The organism is Novosphingobium sp. BL-A-41-Hi4A-0G, from assembly GCF_055521735.1.
Window position 1 is genome coordinate 1145587 of the sequence record NZ_CM145501.1, and the last position, 16835, is coordinate 1162421.

Sequence of the window (16835 nt, forward strand, 5' to 3'; positions counted from 1 at the left end):
TGTTGCTCAAAGCGTAGAGATTACGGGGCGGCGCGGGAAACCACGCCGCCCTTTCTCTTTGATGATCAGCGGGCAAAGCAAATCCCCGCATTGTAATTCAGCGGACCACGCCGTAGCGAAAGCAGGATGCCGCTGCTCAATCAGACAGTGCTGGTGCTGATCGGACTGCTGCTCGCCACGTGGACGGCGGGGGCGGGCTGGTTCGTGCTCGATGCGCGCCGACGCGCGCGCAAGGGCGAGGCGGTGCAGCGTCAGGCGCGCAGGCTGGCGCGGATGGTCGACGAATCTCCCGCGCTGCCTCTGCTGGTGAGGGCGGACGGCAAGATCGAAGGGCCGGTCAGGCTGGCGGGCTGGTTCGGTTTCGATGCGATGCCGGGGTATCTTTCAGAACTCGATGGCGACGGGTGCGGGCTCGACGAGATCCAGCTTTCGCAGTTGAGCGATGCGGTCCGGCGCGCGCAGAAGACCGGCGCCTCGTTCCGCATGGCATTGACGCCAAAGGGTGGGCAGCGCAGCCTTGCCGCGCACGGTCACTTGGCCGATCCGCAGGTTTCTCCCGGTGGCGCGGCATTGGTGTGGTTCTTCGATTTCTCGGAAAGTCAGGAAGAACTGGTTCGGCTGCGTGCCGATACCGCTGCGGCGCAGGCGGATTTCGCAGGCCTTTCGGGTCTGATAGAGGCCGCGCCGCTGCCGATGTGGTTCCGCGGGCCGGACTTGCGCCTGCGGCTCGTCAACAGCGCCTATGTCAAGGCCGTGGGCGCCGCCAGTGCCGAAGCGGTGATTGCGCAGGGCATTGAACTGATCGAACCGGTTGATGGCTTGAGCGCGGCGCAGGTTGCGCGGCAGGCGCAGTCGCGGCGGGTGCCGGTGGAGCGCTCTCTGCTTGCCACGATCCGCGGGCAACGCCGCGCGGTGCGGGTGACCGATCTCCCGCTGGGCGAGGACGGCATTGCCGGATACGCGGTCGATATAGAGGAAATGGAGGAGCTGATCCGCCAGTTCCGTCGCTTCCGCGAAGCCCAGCGCGAGATGCTTGATACGCTCTCGGCCGGCATCGCGCAGTTCGACGACAAGCGGAACCTCGTCTTCGCGAACCAGCCTTTCCTGCGCATCTTCGGCGTGCCCAAGGCGTGGGTCGTCGACACGCCGCCGTTCGACCGCGTGCTTGACCGGATGCGCGATGCAGGGCGGCTGCCCGAAGTGCGCGACTTTCCGGAATGGCGGCGCGAGCGGCAGGCATGGTTCCTGGCCCGCGAACCAATCGAGGAATCGTGGCACCTTTCGGGCGGCACGCATCTGCGCGTGGTCGGCCAGCCGATGCCCGATGGTGGGCTGCTGATGATCTTCGAGGATCGCACTGAACAGCTCCAGCTTTCTGCCACGCGCGATACGCTGCTGCGCACCCGCACAGCGACCTTCGACAACCTGTTCGAATCGCTCGCCGTCTTCGCGCCCGATGGCAAGCTGCAGCTGTGGAACCGCCGGTTCGCGGCGGACTGGGGGCTGGACGAGGCGTTCCTGACCACGCACCCGCGCGTCGATGTCCTGCTCAACAAGGTTGCGGCGCAGCTCAAGCGGCCTGCGCAAGTGGGCACAATCGCTCAGGTAATTCAGGCCGCCACGCTTGAGCGCAAGCAGCGCAGTGGCAGGCTGGCGCTGGCCGATGGACGGCACCTGGCGCTTGCCGGGGTGCCGCTGCCGGACGGCAACGGCATGCTGACCGTGCTCGATATCACCGACAGCCAGAAGGCCGAGGCCGCGCTGCGCGAACGCAATGCCGCGCTGGTCGAGGCAGACGCGGTCAAGACCCGCTTCATCGCCAATATGAGCTACGAATTCCGCACGCCGCTGACCTCGATCGGCGGTTTTGCCGAACTGCTGCAGAGCGGCATTGCGGGCGAACTGACCGAGCAGCAGGACGAGTATGTCGCGGCGATCCTTTCGTCGGTGGAGCGGCTTGGCCAGCAGATCGAGAACGTGCTCGACCTGTCACAGAGCGAGGCGGGGACTTTGCCGCTAGCGCACGAAACGGTCGAGATGTTCCCGCTGCTGACCGAAGTGGTCAGGGAGCGCGGCGAAAAGATTGCGGCGGCCGGATTGACGCTTGATCTGCGCGGGGATCGTTCGGCGGGCGTTGTGACCGGCGATGCGCGGCGGCTGCGGCGGGCTTTCGGACAGTTGATCGACAATGCCATTGCCGCCACGCCCGAAGGTGGTCGCATTCTCGTGGAGGCTTCGCGCAAGAAGGGTGGCGTGCTGCAGGTCGTCGTCTCCGACAACGGGCGCGGGATGGAACCTGCGGTTCTCGCACGGGCGCTTGAAGGCCTGAGGGTCGGAGCCGATGGGAAGGCCGTGGAGCGGCGGCAGGGCTTGGGTCTTCCGCTGGTGCGCCAGCTGGTCGAGGCGCATGGCGGGACGCTGGAACTGATGTCCGAGCCGGGGCTTGGCACCAGCGCCATCGTGATGCTGCCATGATCGTCGATCTGCCAGACTTCGCAGCGTCGCAAGCGCTGGCCCGGCGCATTGCGGCGGACTTGCGCGCAGGCGACGTGGTGGCGCTGTCTGGCGGCTTGGGCGCAGGCAAGACGACGCTGGCGCGCGGGATCATCGCGGCATTGGGGCATGAGCGCGAAGTGCCGAGCCCGAGCTTTGCGATCATCGAGGTTTACGATCCGCCTGCCGTCCGCCTGCCACTGGTCCATGCGGATTTCTACCGGCTCGAGGACCCTTCAGAGGCGGACGAGATCGGTCTCGATGATTACCGCGAAGGTGCGGCGCTGCTCGCGGAATGGCCGGAACACGCAGGTGGCTTCGCGCATGAGCCGGGTTGTCTGTCGATCCAGCTGGAATCCACGGAAAATGGCAGGCGGGCCATTGTAACGCCCGGTCGCGATTGGCTAGAGCGGGGGGCATGGACCTGACCATTCCTCCGGGCGTCGACGCATTCCTGAACACAGCAGGCTGGGTTGGCGCGACGATCGAGCCCTTGCCGGGGGACGCATCGTTCCGCCGCTATTTCCGCATCCGCCGTTCGAGCGGGAACGCCATGCTGATGCATGCCCCGCCGCCGACCGAGGACCCGGAGCCGTTCCTGCGCACGGCCAAGTGGCTTGACGCCAATGGCATGCGCGCGCCGCACATCTATGCCGAGGATGCCGCGCAGGGGTTCGTCCTGCTTGAAGACTTCGGCGAAGTGCGCATGCGCGAATACCTCGACGCCTGGCCGCAGGACGAGGAAGAGGTCTATCGATATGCCATCGATGCCCTGCTGCAGCTGCGCAAGCTCCCGCCGGGGCCGTTCACCGGTTATACGCTGGCCGAGTACCAGCGCGAGGCCAAGCTGTTCATCGACTGGTACGTGCCAAGCCGCTCGCTCTATGTCGACGGGCGGAGCTGGAGCTCTGCTTGGGAGCAGGTGATGACCCAGCTCCTGCCGCGCCAGCGTCCGGGCGTGACGGTGCTGCGCGATTATCACGCCGAGAACGTGATGCTGCTGGGCGGCCTCGACAAGCAGGGTTTGCTTGACTTCCAGGATGCGCTCGCGGGCCATCCGGCGTACGATCTCGTCTCGCTGCTGCAGGACGCGCGGCGCGACGTTTCGCCCGAGCTTGAGGCCCGGATGTTGGACTATTACCTGCAGCAATCGGGCGAGGGCGAGGAGTTTCTTGCCGACTACGCCCGCCTCGGCGCGCAGCGCAACGCCAAGATCGTCGGCATTTTCGTGCGTCTGTGGAAGCGTGACGGCAAGCCGCGCTACCTCGATTACATCCCGCGCGTCTGGGCGCTGCTCGAGCGCGATCTGGCCCATCCGGCGCTGGCTCCGGTAGCCGAATGGTTCGATGCGAATATCCCGGCAGAGCTTCGCGCCGCTGGCGGAGGCACGTTCGAGGCATGAGCAAGCCCCTTGCAAGCGATGTCGCCATGGTGCTCTCGGCAGGGCTGGGCAAGCGGATGCGCCCGCTGACGGCCTCGCGCCCGAAGCCGCTGGTGCACGTGGCCGGAAAACCGCTGATCGATCACGCGCTCGACAAGCTGGAAGAGGCAGGCGTGGCGCGGGCGGTGGTCAACGTCCACTATCTCGCCGATGCGATGGAGGCCTACCTCGCGCGGCGCACCTCGCCCGAAATCAGCATTTCTGATGAGCGGGATGTGCTGCTGGAAACCGGTGGCGGCATGGTCAAGGCCTTGCCCTTGCTCGGCACCGATCCGTTCTTCTGCCTGAACTCGGACAACATCTGGCTCGATGGTCCGCGCAACGTCTTTGCGCATCTTTCGGACCACTGGGATGCCGAGAAGATGGACGCGCTGCTGCTGTTGGTGCCGCACGCGCGCGCGTTCAACTATCGCGGCAAGGGCGATTTCCACATGGACGCGATGGGCCGCATCTCGCGTCGCCGTACCGGACGCGTCGCGCCGTTCATCTACAGCGGCATCCAGATCGTCTCGCACCGTCTGCTTCGCGATGCACCCGAAGGGCCGTTCGGCACGATGACGCTGTGGCAGCGCGCGATGGACGAGGGGCGGCTCTATGGCCTCTCGCATCATGGCCTGTGGTACGAAGTGGGCGAGCCGCAGATGATCGCCCCGACCGAGGCCGCGCTCAAGCGCGACTGACATGGCAGACAGCTCCTCACGCCCGCGCGTATGGTCGATCGCGGCGCACCGGGGGTTTGCCGATGCGCTGGTTGCAGGGCTTATCCCGCGTTACCGCGAGGAACGCTTCGGCCTGGCGCGGCTGACGCTGCTGCTGCCGAGCCAGCGCGCGATCCGCACTGTGACCGAGGCTTTCGTGCGGGCAAGCGGGCAGGGCCTGCTGCTGCCGCGCATGGCAGTGGTCGGCGATCTCGATCTGGACGAGACGCTGGGGCCATTGCTTGATCCGATCGGGGCGGGGGTGGATATTCCGGAGGCGGTCGATCCGACCTTTCGCCTGCTGCGACTTGCCGCCCATCTGCGTGATGAACTGGGCGATGAGGCGCCGGGCGAAGCGGCGCTGCTACGGCAGGCGCGGGGGATTGCGCAAGGGATCGACAGGCTGTTGGTCGAGGGCGTTTCGATTGCCGACATGCTCGACGAGGGCGTGGTCGGCATTGCTGCCGAGCTTTCCGAACATTGGCAGGCCAGCACGCGCCTGTTTGCTCGTGTTTTTGCTCGCTGGCAGGTTGAACTGGAAACGCTCGGCAAGCTTGACGCTCCCGAGCGCCGCAATCGCCTGCTTGCCCATGCGGCGCAAAGCTGGCGCGAGCGTCCGCCTGCGCATCCGGTGATTGCCGCTGGCGTAACCTCCGCGTCTCCCGCCGTGGCAAAGCTGCTGCGCGTGGTGGCGGACATGCCCGATGGCGGGGTGATCCTGCCCGACCTCGACCTCGCGTTGAGCCAGGAGGTGTGGGACGCGCTTGGCGGTGCGGGCGGGCCTGATGGGGCGGTGTTCGAGCGTGGCGATGTGGTGACGCATCCGCAATATCACCTGAAGTTGCTGCTCAATCGCATGGGCGTGGCGAGGGACGAGGTGGAGCCGTGGCACCGCTCGGGTCTGTCATCCGCGCCGCCCGAGCGCAGCCGCGCGATTTCCAACCTGTTCCTCCCGCCCGAAGCGAGCGCGGCGTGGGTTTCGCTCGAAGCCAAGGACCGGCGTCTGTCCGGCGTGCGCGTGATGGAGAGCGCCAATCCCGAGGAGGAAGCGCAGGCGATTGCCGTGCTGGTGCGCGAGGCGCTATCCGAGCCTGAGCGCCGCGTTGCGGTAATCACGCCCGACCGCAGCCTTGCCGCCCGCGTGGTTGCGCATCTCGGGCGGTGGAACATCGTAGCGGATGACACTGCCGGTCGGCCATTGCCGCAAACGGCGGCGGGGCGCGTGCTGTTGCAGATGGCCGAAGTTGTGGCGGAGCGTGTGGCTCCGGTGCCGCTACTGGCGCTGCTTGGCCATCCGCTGGTGCGGGTGGGCGAGGGGCGCGCGGCTTGGCTGGAGCGGGTGCGCCAGCTTGATCTTGCGCTGCGAGGGCCGCGCCCCGGCCCCGGTCTGGCAGCGGTTCGCGGCAAGGCGGAGGAGTTCGACCGTCGCTATCCGGGGCTGGCCGACTGGTGGTCTGGCGTCGAGGACCTGCTGTTTCCGCTGATTGCGCTCGAAGGCAAGGTGCCGCTCGATGCCGCGCTGCTGGCGCTGGCCGAAGCGGGCGAGGCACTGTGCGGACAAGGTTTGTGGGCGCAGGCGGACGGGCGCTGCCTGTCGCAATTCGTCGAGCGTTGGCGCGAGGCGGCGACCGATGCCCCCGCGCTGGTCGCCTGCGACGAACTGCCCGCATTGCTGCGCGACGCGATGGAGGAAGTCTCGGTGCGTCCGCCCTATGGCGGTCATCCGCGACTTGCCATCTACGGCCTGCTCGAAGCGCGGATGAGCCGGGCGGATCTGGTGATCTGCGGCGGGCTGACCGAGGGGACGTGGCCGGGCAATCCCGCGCCCGATCCGCTGTTGGCCCCGCCGATCCTGCGCGCGCTGGGCATTCCTGGGGCGGACTTCCGCATCGGCCTGTCCGCGCACGATCTTGCCGCCGCCTTGGGGGGGCCCGAAGTGGTGCTCAGCCATGCGCAGCGCGATGCGACCGGCCCTGCCATCCCTTCGCGCTTCCTGTTGCGCATCCACGCGATGCTGGGCGACCAGTTGCGGCACGAAAAACGCGCGGTGGAATTGGCGCGTGCGCTGGCGAATGCCGACCCGGCTCCGCCGCATCCGCGCCCCCACCCGATGCCGAGCGCCGTGCAGCGCCGCGTGCCGATTGCGGTCACCGCGCTCGATCGGCTGAGGGGCGATCCCTATCAGTTCTATGCCTCCGCCATCCTCAACCTCCGCAGCCTTGATCCGGTCGATGCCGATCCGACGCCCGCGTGGAAGGGCACGGCGGTGCATGATGTGCTCAAGGCGTGGCACCTGGCCGGCGGTCAGCCCGGCGAACTCGTGCCGCTGGCTGAACGCATGTTCAATGAAATGAGCGCCCATCCTTTCATGCGCGCGATGTGGAAGCCGCGCCTGATCGACGCCCTGCACTGGATCGAGGAGGAAACCGACCGTCTGGCGGGCGAAGGCCGGACTGTTCTGGTGTTCGAGGAAAAGGGCGAGATCGAGGTCGATGGCATCAAAATCCATGGTCGTGCCGACAGGATCGACAGGCTGGCCGACGGCACGCTTGGTATCGTCGATTACAAGACCGGTATCCCGCCATCGGGACGGATGGTGCAGGAAGGCTATGCGCTGCAGCTGGGCCTGATCGGCATGATCGCGCGGGAAGGGGGTATTCCGGGCGTTTCCGGCGAACCTTCGCGCTTCGAATACTGGTCGCTCGGGCGCAACAAGCAGCGCACGTTCGGTTACATGGATTCGCCCGTGCTTGAAGGCCGCAAGAAGGCGGGCATCCCGCTCGATGACTTCCTGCCCGAAACCGAGCGTTACCTGCGCGATGCGATTGCGCGCTGGCTGTTGGGCAGCGAACCATTCACTGCGCGGCTCAATCCCGATCTGCCGGGCTACACCGATTACGACCAGCTGATGCGCCTCGATGAGTGGCAGGGCCGCGAAGGAGAGGCGGACGCATGAGCAAGGTCTATCCGCTCAAGGACAATCAGGCCCACGCCGTCCACCCGCAACGTACCGTCTGGCTCTCGGCCTCGGCGGGGACGGGCAAGACGCAGGTGCTCTCTGCCCGCGTGTTGCGGCTGTTGTTGCAGGATGGCGTGGCGCCGGAGCAGATCCTGTGCCTCACCTTCACCAAGGCGGGCGCGGCGGAAATGGCCACGCGTGTCAACGAAGTGCTGGCCGGATGGGTGCGCCTGCCCGAGATCGAACTGGCCGCGCAGCTGAAGGCCATCGGTGCGCCGTTCGGCCCGGAAACCGTGGCCCGCGCCCGCAGCCGCTTTGCTGCCGTGCTCGATTGCCCCGGCGGTGGCCTGAGGATCGAGACGATCCATGCGTTCTGCCAGTGGCTGCTGGCCTCGTTCCCGGTCGAGGCGGGGCTTCGTCCCGGCACGCGTGCGATGGAAGACCGCGACCGTGCGCTGCTGGTGCGACAGGTGCTCGCCGACATGCTGGTCGAGGCGCAAGAGTGCGGCGACGAGGCGCTTATCGATAACCTCGCCACGCTCTCACGGCGGATGAGCGAGGATCAGGTGCAGAGCTTCCTGCTGCGCTGCGCAGGGGCGCTGGAGCTGTGGCAAGGGCCGGGCGCATGGCAGCCCCCTTTGCGCCCGCGCATCAATCGCGTGATCGGGCTGGGCGAGGAAGACGGGCCGGAGAGCCTTGCCGCGATGTGCGCCGATGACGTGTTCGACCATCGGGCACTGCGTTCGTGTCTTGAAGTCCAGCTAGACTGGAACACCGCCAATGGCGCGAAGATGGCGGGGCCGGTGGCCGAGTGGCTGGCGGCTGCGCCTGACGTTCGTTCGCGCGAAATCGAGACGCTCGCCAAGGCATTGCTCAATGCCGAGGGTGAGCCGAAGTGGCTCAAGAACCTGCTCAAGGTTGATGGTTCCTATGGCGAGGTGGCGGCCCGCGTCATTGTCTGCATCGAGGCAGTCCGCGCGCGCAAGGCGCAGCTGGATCTGGCCGAATTGCTCGATACCGCGCTTACCGTAGGTCGCCGCTTTGCGCTGGCGTGGGACGAGGCCAAGGCGCGCGAGGGGTTCATCGATTTCGATGACCAGATCCGCACCGCCGCCGAGCTTTTGACCAAGCGCACCAGCGCCGAATGGATCCGCTTCAAGCTCGACCGCCGCTTCGACCACATCCTTGTCGACGAGGCGCAGGATACCAACGCCTCGCAGTGGGAGATCGTGCTCGAAGGGCTGGTTTCGGACTTCTTCACCGGCGAAGGCCAGCGCGGTCCTGCGGTGCGCACGCTGTTTGTGGTGGGCGACTACAAGCAGGCGATCTTCGGCTTTCAGGGCACGAGCCCCGAAAACTTCGCGCAGGCGAGCCTTCGGGTGAAGGGCCAGCTGGCGCAAGTGGCCGAGGTTCTGGGTGATCCGGATCGCAAGTTGCTTGAGCTGGGTCTGGGCCAATCGTTCCGCACCGCACGGCCCATCCTCGATTTCGTCGATGCGGCCATCGACCACATCGGATGGGACCGGCTCGGCCTCGATCGCAAGCCAGAGCGCCATGTCGGGCTCGATATTCCCGGAACGGTCGGTCTGTGGAAGGTCGTGGGTGACGATGCGCCCGAAGAGGGCGATGAAGGCGAGGGCGACGAAGGCAACGAGGGTTGGCTCTCGCGGCCCGACCGCAAGCTGGCCGACCAGATCGCGCTGCAGGTGAAGGGCTGGATCGACAGCGGTTTTCCGCTCGGCAAGGGCAAGCCGCGCAATGCCGATGCGGGCGACGTGATGATCCTCGTGCGCAAGCGCAAGGAACTGGCGGGTCTGATCGTGGCGCGCCTTCATGCGCGGGGCGTGCCGGTGGCGGGTGTGGACCGGCTGCGGCTCGGCGCGCCGCTGGCGGTGAAGGATCTCGTCGCCGCACTGCGTTTTGCCGCGCAACCGCTGGATGATCTGAACCTGGCGTCACTGCTGGTCTCGCCGCTGATCGGATGGTCGCAGGAAGAGTTGCTCGAACACGGCTATCGCAAGCAGGGCGTGCGACTGTGGGACTGGCTGCGGCAGACCGAGGGACTTGCCACGTTCGCCACGATGGAGCGGCTGCGCAGCTTGCTCGCCCGCGCCGACTACGATCCACCGCAAGTCCTGCTGCACTGGCTGCTGGTCGGGCCGTGGGACGGGCGGCGCAAGCTGGTTGCGCGACTGGGGCGCGAGGCGAATGATCCTATCGACGAACTGCTCAACGCCGCGATGGCCTTTTCCAGCGCCAACGTGCCCAGCTTGATCTCTTTCCTGCAGTGGTTCGATGCAGGCGAGGGCGAGTTGAAGCGCGAGGCGGGCAAGGCCGAAGGGCTGGTGCGGGTGATGACCGTGCACGGGTCGAAGGGTTTGCAGGCGCCGATCGTGATCCTTGCCGATTCCGCCGATGATCCGGACCTTTCGCCACCGCGAGGGCTGGAACTGCTGGAGGATGTGCTGGGGGCGGTGCGCAAGGTGCCGCTGCCATCGCTGCGCAAGGAAGAGAAGGCTCCGGCCGTGCTGGAGGCCGAAGCAGAGGCCAAGCGGGCCGAGCGCGAAGAGCATTGGCGACTGCTCTATGTCGCCATGACCCGCGCTGAGGAGGCGCTGTTCATCGCAGGTGCCAAGGGCAAGAAGCGCAAGAAGACGCCGGGCGAATTGCCCGAAGACAGCTGGTATGCGCAGCTTGAGCCGCTGTTTGGCGACGACTGGCGCGAGGATGCGCATTGGGGCGGGATCAAGCAGATCGGCGGGCCGCCTGCGCTGAAGGACGTGGCGGCGGTGCAAACGGTGACGCCGCGGGTGGCGCTGCCCGAGTTGCTGTTGACCCCGGTCGGCCCCGAGCCGCGTCCGCCGCGTCCGCTGGCTCCTTCGTCATTGGGCGAAGACGATGCGCCCGATCCGCCTGCGCCTGCTGGACCGCACGCGATCCTTGCGGCGCGGCGCGGCACGCTGCTGCACCGGTTGATCGAGCGCCTGCCCGAGCTGCCGGTCGACCACCGCGAGGCGGCGGGGCTGGCCTGGCTTGCGCGCACTGCGCCTGACTTCGATGAGGACGAGCGTCGAGCGATGGTGCGTTCGGCATTGACGGTGCTCTCGCATCCCGATTGGGCCGAGGTGTTCGGGCCGGATTCGCTGGCCGAGGTGCCACTGGCGGCGGTTGTCGGCGGGCGTGTAGTGAGCGGGACAGTCGACAGGCTGGTGATCGGCGAGGCGCGCATCCGCATTGTCGATTTCAAGACGGCCCGTCGTCCTCCCGGCTCGCTGGCCGAGATTCCCGGCGCCTATATCCGGCAGATGGCGGCTTACGTTGCCGCGCTGGAGGCGATCCATCCCGGGCTGCCGGTAGAGGCGGCTTTGCTCTACACCCACACCCCCGAACTGTTCGTGCTGCCCGCCGATCTGGTCGAGGCGCAAAAGCTGCGCCTTGGCGGGGTTCAGGAATCCTTTTCCGGCTGATCTGTTGCGCTGCGGCTTGCAGTGCCTAGATTGCCTTCAACCAACAGGAGTTCATTGTCATGTCGACCAAGGCCGTTTCCGACGCCACGTTTGCCACCGAAGTGCTGAACAGCAGCAAGCCCGTGCTTGTCGATTTCTGGGCAGACTGGTGCGGCCCGTGCAAGATGATCGCGCCTGCGCTCGAGGAAATCTCGGAAGAGCTGGCCGACAAGGTCGAGATCGCCAAGGTCGACATCATGGAAAACACCGACACCGCGAGCCAGTTCGGCGTGCAGTCGATCCCGCTGCTGATCCTGTTCAAGGACGGCAAGCCGGTCGCCCAGAAGCTGGGTGCTGCACCGAAGAGCCAGCTCAAGGGCTGGCTGGAAAGCGTTCTCTGATCACGCCCCTTGCGTCCCCGCGAAAGCGGGGACCTCGGTGGGGTTACGGAACGTTGATTTAAAGCGACTGAGGCCTCCGCCTTCGCGGGGGCGCAGTTTTTTTGGGGCTCAGGCGGGCATTCTCGCCAGACGCTCTGCCATCTCTTCGAACAGCTTTGGGCTTGCCGCGCCGATCAATCCCGGCTCGAGATGCCGGTCAACGCGATAGGCTGAGCCATCGGGCCGCGCCGCCTTGCCGCCCGCTTCGTTGAGGAACAGCACGCCTGCGGCGTGGTCCCACGCCAGCGTCTTTTCGAACAGCGACACATCGTTCTGGCCAAGGCCGATGCGCGGGTACTGCTCGGCTGCACAGCGCGGGATATCGACCAGCGTGTAGTGCGGGGCGATGTGTTCCAGCAGCGCTGCTCGCTTGGACTTGTCGACGAAGACCAGCGAGATCGCCGCGATTGGCCTGTCCTCGCCACTGCCTTGCGCGGTCAGCCGCTCGCCATTGACCCACGCGCCCTGTCCGCGATGGGCGGTGCACAGGCGGCCCGAGAGCGGGTCGTAGATCCAGCCCGCCACCGTCTCGCCCCCTTGGGCAAGTGCGAGCAGGATGCCGAAGGGCGGTTTGCCCACGGCATAGTTGTTGGTCCCATCGAGCGGGTCGATGATCCAGCATAGCTTGTCGGAGAGCCGCTCGAAAATCGCCGGATCGGCGTGAGCAGCCTCTTCGCCGACGATTGCGGCTTCGGGCAGGATCTTCGCCAGCCCCTCGGCCAGCATGATCTCGCTTTCGGTGTCGGCGATGGTGACGACATCGTCAGCCGCCTTGTTGGCGACTTCCTCAGAGCCAAGTCGCTGGTAATGCTTGAGCAGCGTCTTCTCCGCCGTATCGCGCATCAGCGCGGCAACGGCATCGTCAAGTGCGCGGCTCAAGAGCGGTAATCCGCGTTGATCGAGATGTAGCCATGGGTCAGGTCGCAGGTCCAGACCGTGGCTGCGCCATCGCCCAGGCCCAGATCGACCTCTATGGAAATCTCGCGGCCCTTGAGGTGCGCAGCGACTGGGGCTTCGTCGTAGTCGGCGAGCGGCTGCCCGTCGCGCGCTGCCCAGGTGCCGCCAAAGCCGATGGAGAGCCGATCACGGTCAGCCGGTTCGCCTGCCTTTCCAACGGCCATGACGACGCGGCCCCAATTGGCGTCCTCGCCTGCGATGGCGGTCTTGACCAGTGGCGAGTTGGCGATGGCTAGGCCGACCTTGCGCGCGCTTTCGTCCGAGACGGCACCGGTAACGCTGACGGCGATGAACTTCTGCGCACCTTCGCCATCCTTGACGACGAGGTGCGAGAGCTGGCGGCAGATGTCTTCCAGAGCAGCAGCGAAAGCATCGGCGCCGGGGCTGTCGAAGCCGGTCAGTTCGGCATTGCCCGCCTTGCCGGTGGCGAAGGCGAGGACGGTGTCGCTGGTCGAGGTATCGCTGTCGACGGTGATGCAGGAGAACGTCCGGCGGTTTGCGGCCGAGAGGCATTCCTGCAGGAACGCGGGGCTGACGGCAGCGTCGGTAAAGACATAGCCGAGCATCGTCGCCATGTCGGGCGCGATCATGCCGCTGCCCTTGATGATCGCGCTGAAGGTGACGCGCACGCCGCCGATCATCGCCGAGGCGGTCGCGCCCTTGGCGAAAGTGTCGGTCGTGCCGATCGTGCGGGCGGCGTCTTCCCAGGTGCAGACATCTGCCTGCATCGCAGCCTCGATCCCGGCGCGCGCCTTGTCCTTGGGGAGCGGCACGCCGATCACGCCGGTGGAGGAGACGAACACTTCCTCCTGCGTGCAGCCGAGGTGACCGGCCACTTGCGCCATGATCTGCTCCACCGCCTCGCGCCCGCGATAGCCGGTGAAGGCGTTGGAATTGCCGGCATTGACCACCAGCGCGCGGGCGCTGCCCTGAGCGATATTGTGCCGTCCGAGTTCGACTTCCGACGAGCAGCAGACGTTGCGGGTGAACACGCCGGCAACAGCTGTGCCCTCGTCCATTTCGACGTAGGTAAGGTCGCAACGCCCCCAGTCCTTGTATCCGGCACGGGCCACGCGCGGGGTGACGCCTGCGATCGCGGGCAGGGCGGGGAAGGGCGTGGCGAGCGGGGAAATGGCGTCAGACATGGTTTGAGCGCCTAGCGCGCGGGTGCCTGCGGTTCAACACCGTGTTGGCCGGTCAGGGCAGTTCGAAGCAAAAGGGTTCGTTTTCAAGATGGACGAACCGCGACGGAATGCCTATCTGTTGCGGCAATGCGCATGTTGCTTGCTCTTCTTGCCCTGATCACGGGCCTTTCCCTGCCGGAGGTGGCGCTTGCCGTCTCGCGCACGGAAGTGGCCGAAGCAGGCATGTCGGCAGGTGCTGCTACCACGATCGAACAGCGCCAGCAGCGCTGTGCAGGCCGTGGTGGTGCTGTTCCGCAAAAGCGCACCAATGCCCGCCGCAAGACGGTGTGGCTGCCCGCCCCGGCACTGATCCGGCCCTGCGGCATTGAACTGAGCGACCGCGCGCGCGAATAGCGCCGCGCGGCTGCATACCCTTTCCGGCAGTACCATTGCCTGCTTCGGCGCGCCGCGTGTGCGCCCGATCCTCTACACTACAGATTCGACAGGAAATCCCACATGTTCGGCTCAATCGCCAAGGCACTCTTCGGCTCGTCCAACGACCGTTACGTCAAGTCGCTCGACAAGATCGTTCGCCAGATCGCGGCGTTCGAGCCGCACCTTCAGGGTCTGTCTGACGAGGAACTGGCTGCGCAGACCCCCAAGTTCCGGCAGATGCTGGACGAGGGCAAGACGCTCGATGATATCCTGCCCGAAGCCTTTGCCACCGTGCGCGAGGCATCGGTCCGTACGCTGGGCCTGCGCCACTTTGATGTGCAGATGATCGGTGGCATCGTGCTCCATCGCGGCGAGATTGCCGAAATGCGCACCGGTGAAGGCAAGACGCTGGTGGCGACGCTCGCGGTCTATCTGAATGCGCTTGAGGGCAAGGGCGTCCATGTCGTCACCGTCAACGACTACCTCGCCCGCCGCGACGCCGAGACGATGGGCGTGCTCTACAAGTTCCTCGGGCTGACCGTGGGCGTGATCGTGCCGAACCTCAACGAGGAGCAGCGGCGCGAGGCGTACAATTCGGACATTACCTACGCGACCAACAACGAGCTTGGCTTCGACTACCTGCGCGACAACATGAAGCATACGCGCGATCAGATGGTCCACCGTCCGTTCAATTTCGCGATCGTCGACGAAGTGGACTCGATCCTGATCGACGAGGCGCGCACGCCGCTGATCATTTCCGGCCCGACTGACGACAAGAGCGACCTGTACCTGTCGGTCGATGCGGTGGTGAAGACCATCGATCCCTCGCTCTACGAGGCCGACGAGAAGACCAAGAACATCACGCTGACCGAAGAAGGCGTCGAGTGGGTCGAGCGCGCGCTGGAGACGGCAGGGCTGCTCGAAGGGTCGAACCTCTACGACGTCGAGAACACGATGGTCGTCCACCACCTCGACCAGGCACTCAAGGCTAATGTCATGTTCAAGCGTGACATCGACTACATCGTTAAGGACGACAAGATCGTCATCATCGACGAGTTCACCGGCCGCATGATGGACGGGCGTCGCTGGTCGAACGGTCTGCATCAGGCAGTGGAAGCCAAGGAAGGCGTGCGGATCGAGCCCGAGAACCAGACGATGGCCTCGATCACCTTCCAGAACTACTTCCGAATGTACCCGAAGATCTCGGGCATGACGGGTACTGCTGCAACCGAGGCTCCGGAATTCTTCGACATCTACAAGATGAACGTCGTCACCATCCCGACCAACGTGCCGGTGCTGCGGCGTGACGAGGAAGACGAGTTCTACAAGAACACGATGGACAAGTTCGGCGCCATCGCCAAGCTGATCCGCGAGAAGTACGAGAACGGGCAGCCGGTGCTGGTCGGCACGGTCTCTATCGAGAAGTCGGAACTGCTCTCCGAGTTCCTGACCAAGGAAGGCGTGAAGCACAACGTCCTCAATGCCCGCTTCCACGAGATGGAAGCGCACATCGTGGCGCAGGCCGGGCGGCTTGGCGCGGTGACGATCGCAACCAACATGGCAGGGCGCGGCACCGACATCCAGTTGGGCGGCAACGTAGAATTCCGCATCGAGGACGAACTGCGCGATCTCCCCGAGGGGCCGGAGCGCGAGGCAGGCATTGCCCGTATCCGTGCCGAGGTCGCCGAAGAGAAAGCCAAGGTGCTTGCTGCGGGTGGCCTTTGCGTGATCGGCACCGAGCGTCACGAAAGCCGCCGCATCGACAACCAGCTGCGCGGCCGCTCTGGCCGTCAGGGCGACCCGGGCATGAGCAAGTTCTACCTCTGCCTCGAGGACGACCTGTTGCGCATCTTCGGCCCGGACACGCTGTTTGCCAAGATGATGAACAACAACCTTGCCGATGGCGAGGCGATCGGTTCGAAGTGGCTGTCCAAGGCCATCGAGACCGCGCAGAAGAAGGTCGAGGCGCGCAACTACGACATCCGCAAGCAGGTCGTCGAATACGATGACGTGATGAATGACCAGCGCAAGGTCATTTACGAGCAGCGCGCCGACATCATGGATGCCGAGGCGGTGGGCGATGTGGTGACCGACATGCGCCACGATACCGTCAACGCCATCGTAGGCGATGCCTGCCCTCCGGGTTCCTACCCCGAACAGTGGGATGTGGAGGCACTTTCAGCACGCGTACGCGACGTTCTGGGCATCGAGATTCCCCTCGAAGCGTGGATGCAGGAAGAGGCGATCGAGCCTGATACGATCGAGGAGCGCATCCAGACGCTGGCCGACGAGCATATGGACCGCAAGATCACAGAGGTTGACGCTACTGCCTGGCGCAGCCTCGAGAAGTCGATCCTGCTTGAACGGCTCGACCACCACTGGAAGGAGCACCTCGCCACGCTCGACGCGTTGCGCCAGGTCGTGTTCCTGCGCGCCTATGCGCAAAAGACGCCGATCAACGAATACAAGCAGGAAGCCTTCGGCCTGTTCGAGAAGATGCTCGATGCGATCCGCGAGGATGTCACGCGCATCCTGATGACCAGCGAAATTCGCCTGCGACCGGTCGAGGACTTCCAGCTGCCTGAACTGCCCGATTTCCTGACCAGCCACATCGATCCGTTCACGGGCGAGAACGATGCTGCGCCGATGGCTCCGGCTCCATCGATGTTCGGGACGCTGCCCCCGCAGGCGGGCGGAACGCTTACCGCAGCGGCTGCCGGAACCGATCCCTTTGCAGGTCAGGGAATCAGCCGGAATGCGCCATGCCCTTGTGGCTCAGGCCAGAAGTACAAGCACTGCCATGGCATTGCTGCTTAACGCTTTCGGCCGCTGTAAACGAAAT

11 protein-coding genes are annotated in these 16835 nt (G+C 65.6%); 9 read left to right on the forward strand and 2 right to left on the reverse strand.

From position 1 onward, the window contains the following. The first annotated feature begins 126 nt into the window (after positions 1–126). The 7 genes from ACZ1JX_RS05585 to trxA are packed head-to-tail and all read left to right on the forward strand — an operon-like array spanning position 127 to position 11438. Positions 127–2475 carry a sensor histidine kinase gene (locus ACZ1JX_RS05585; RefSeq protein ID WP_465125773.1) on the forward strand — a complete coding sequence of 783 codons (2349 nt, stop codon included), beginning with the start codon at positions 127–129 and terminating at the stop codon, positions 2473–2475. Beyond that, complete coding sequence (gene tsaE, locus ACZ1JX_RS05590) at positions 2472–2921, forward strand: tRNA (adenosine(37)-N6)-threonylcarbamoyltransferase complex ATPase subunit type 1 TsaE (protein ID WP_465125774.1); 450 nt, start codon at positions 2472–2474, stop codon at positions 2919–2921. The genes ACZ1JX_RS05585 and tsaE overlap by 4 nt, the downstream gene beginning before the upstream one ends. Then, positions 2912–3895 (forward strand): aminoglycoside phosphotransferase family protein, encoded by a 984-nt coding sequence (locus tag ACZ1JX_RS05595; RefSeq protein WP_465125775.1) that lies wholly within the window; start codon positions 2912–2914, stop codon positions 3893–3895. The genes tsaE and ACZ1JX_RS05595 overlap by 10 nt, the downstream gene beginning before the upstream one ends. Next, positions 3892–4614: a nucleotidyltransferase family protein gene (locus tag ACZ1JX_RS05600; protein ID WP_465125776.1), complete on the forward strand. Its 723-nt coding sequence runs from the start codon at positions 3892–3894 to the stop codon at positions 4612–4614. Before ACZ1JX_RS05595 ends, ACZ1JX_RS05600 begins: the two co-directional genes overlap by 4 nt. Before the next feature lies 1 nt (position 4615). Continuing rightward, entirely contained in the window at positions 4616–7588 is a 2973-nt protein-coding gene (locus ACZ1JX_RS05605) for a PD-(D/E)XK nuclease family protein (RefSeq protein ID WP_465125777.1), read from the forward strand. Beyond that, a complete protein-coding gene (gene addA, locus ACZ1JX_RS05610) occupies positions 7585–11058 on the forward strand; it encodes a double-strand break repair helicase AddA (protein ID WP_465125778.1) in 3474 nt (1157 codons plus the stop codon). The genes ACZ1JX_RS05605 and addA overlap by 4 nt, the downstream gene beginning before the upstream one ends. 59 nt (positions 11059–11117) lie before the next feature. After that, complete coding sequence (gene trxA, locus ACZ1JX_RS05615) at positions 11118–11438, forward strand: thioredoxin (protein WP_465125779.1); 321 nt, start codon at positions 11118–11120, stop codon at positions 11436–11438. 108 nt (positions 11439–11546) lie between these two features. Here trxA and ACZ1JX_RS05620 read toward each other — a convergent pair whose 3' ends face one another. Continuing rightward, positions 11547–12320 carry an inositol monophosphatase family protein gene (locus ACZ1JX_RS05620; RefSeq protein ID WP_465126364.1) on the reverse strand — a complete coding sequence of 258 codons (774 nt, stop codon included), beginning with the start codon at positions 12318–12320 and terminating at the stop codon, positions 11547–11549. A gap of 32 nt (positions 12321–12352) precedes the next feature. Continuing rightward, the gene (gene argJ, locus ACZ1JX_RS05625) at positions 12353–13579 is read right to left on the reverse strand and encodes a bifunctional glutamate N-acetyltransferase/amino-acid acetyltransferase ArgJ (protein WP_465125780.1); all 1227 of its coding nucleotides are present in this window, start codon (positions 13577–13579) and stop codon (positions 12353–12355) included. 132 nt (positions 13580–13711) lie between these two features. Here argJ and ACZ1JX_RS05630 point away from each other — a divergent pair, with 132 nt between their 5' ends. Then, positions 13712–13972, forward strand: coding sequence for a hypothetical protein (locus ACZ1JX_RS05630; protein ID WP_465125781.1), 261 nt, complete (start codon positions 13712–13714; stop codon positions 13970–13972). A gap of 102 nt (positions 13973–14074) precedes the next feature. Beyond that, the gene (gene secA / locus ACZ1JX_RS05635) at positions 14075–16810 is read left to right on the forward strand and encodes a preprotein translocase subunit SecA (RefSeq protein WP_465125782.1); all 2736 of its coding nucleotides are present in this window, start codon (positions 14075–14077) and stop codon (positions 16808–16810) included. Positions 16811–16835 lie beyond the last annotated feature (25 nt).

Bases quoted from the DNA above. Each gene is read 5' to 3' on its own strand.
- addA (WP_465125778.1), top strand. From the start codon at position 7,585: ATGAGCAAGGTCTATCCGCTCAAGGACAATCAGGCCCACGCCGTCCAC.
- secA (WP_465125782.1), top strand. From the start codon at position 14,075: ATGTTCGGCTCAATCGCCAAGGCACTCTTCGGCTCGTCCAACGACCGT.
- ACZ1JX_RS05585 (WP_465125773.1), top strand. From the start codon at position 127: ATGCCGCTGCTCAATCAGACAGTGCTGGTGCTGATCGGACTGCTGCTC.
- argJ (WP_465125780.1), bottom strand. From the start codon at position 13,579: ATGTCTGACGCCATTTCCCCGCTCGCCACGCCCTTCCCCGCCCTGCCC.
- ACZ1JX_RS05600 (WP_465125776.1), top strand. From the start codon at position 3,892: ATGAGCAAGCCCCTTGCAAGCGATGTCGCCATGGTGCTCTCGGCAGGG.
- ACZ1JX_RS05595 (WP_465125775.1), top strand. From the start codon at position 2,912: ATGGACCTGACCATTCCTCCGGGCGTCGACGCATTCCTGAACACAGCA.
- tsaE (WP_465125774.1), top strand. From the start codon at position 2,472: ATGATCGTCGATCTGCCAGACTTCGCAGCGTCGCAAGCGCTGGCCCGG.
- ACZ1JX_RS05620 (WP_465126364.1), bottom strand. From the start codon at position 12,320: ATGCGCGATACGGCGGAGAAGACGCTGCTCAAGCATTACCAGCGACTT.
- ACZ1JX_RS05630 (WP_465125781.1), top strand. From the start codon at position 13,712: ATGTTGCTTGCTCTTCTTGCCCTGATCACGGGCCTTTCCCTGCCGGAG.
- trxA (WP_465125779.1), top strand. From the start codon at position 11,118: ATGTCGACCAAGGCCGTTTCCGACGCCACGTTTGCCACCGAAGTGCTG.
- ACZ1JX_RS05605 (WP_465125777.1), top strand. From the start codon at position 4,616: ATGGCAGACAGCTCCTCACGCCCGCGCGTATGGTCGATCGCGGCGCAC.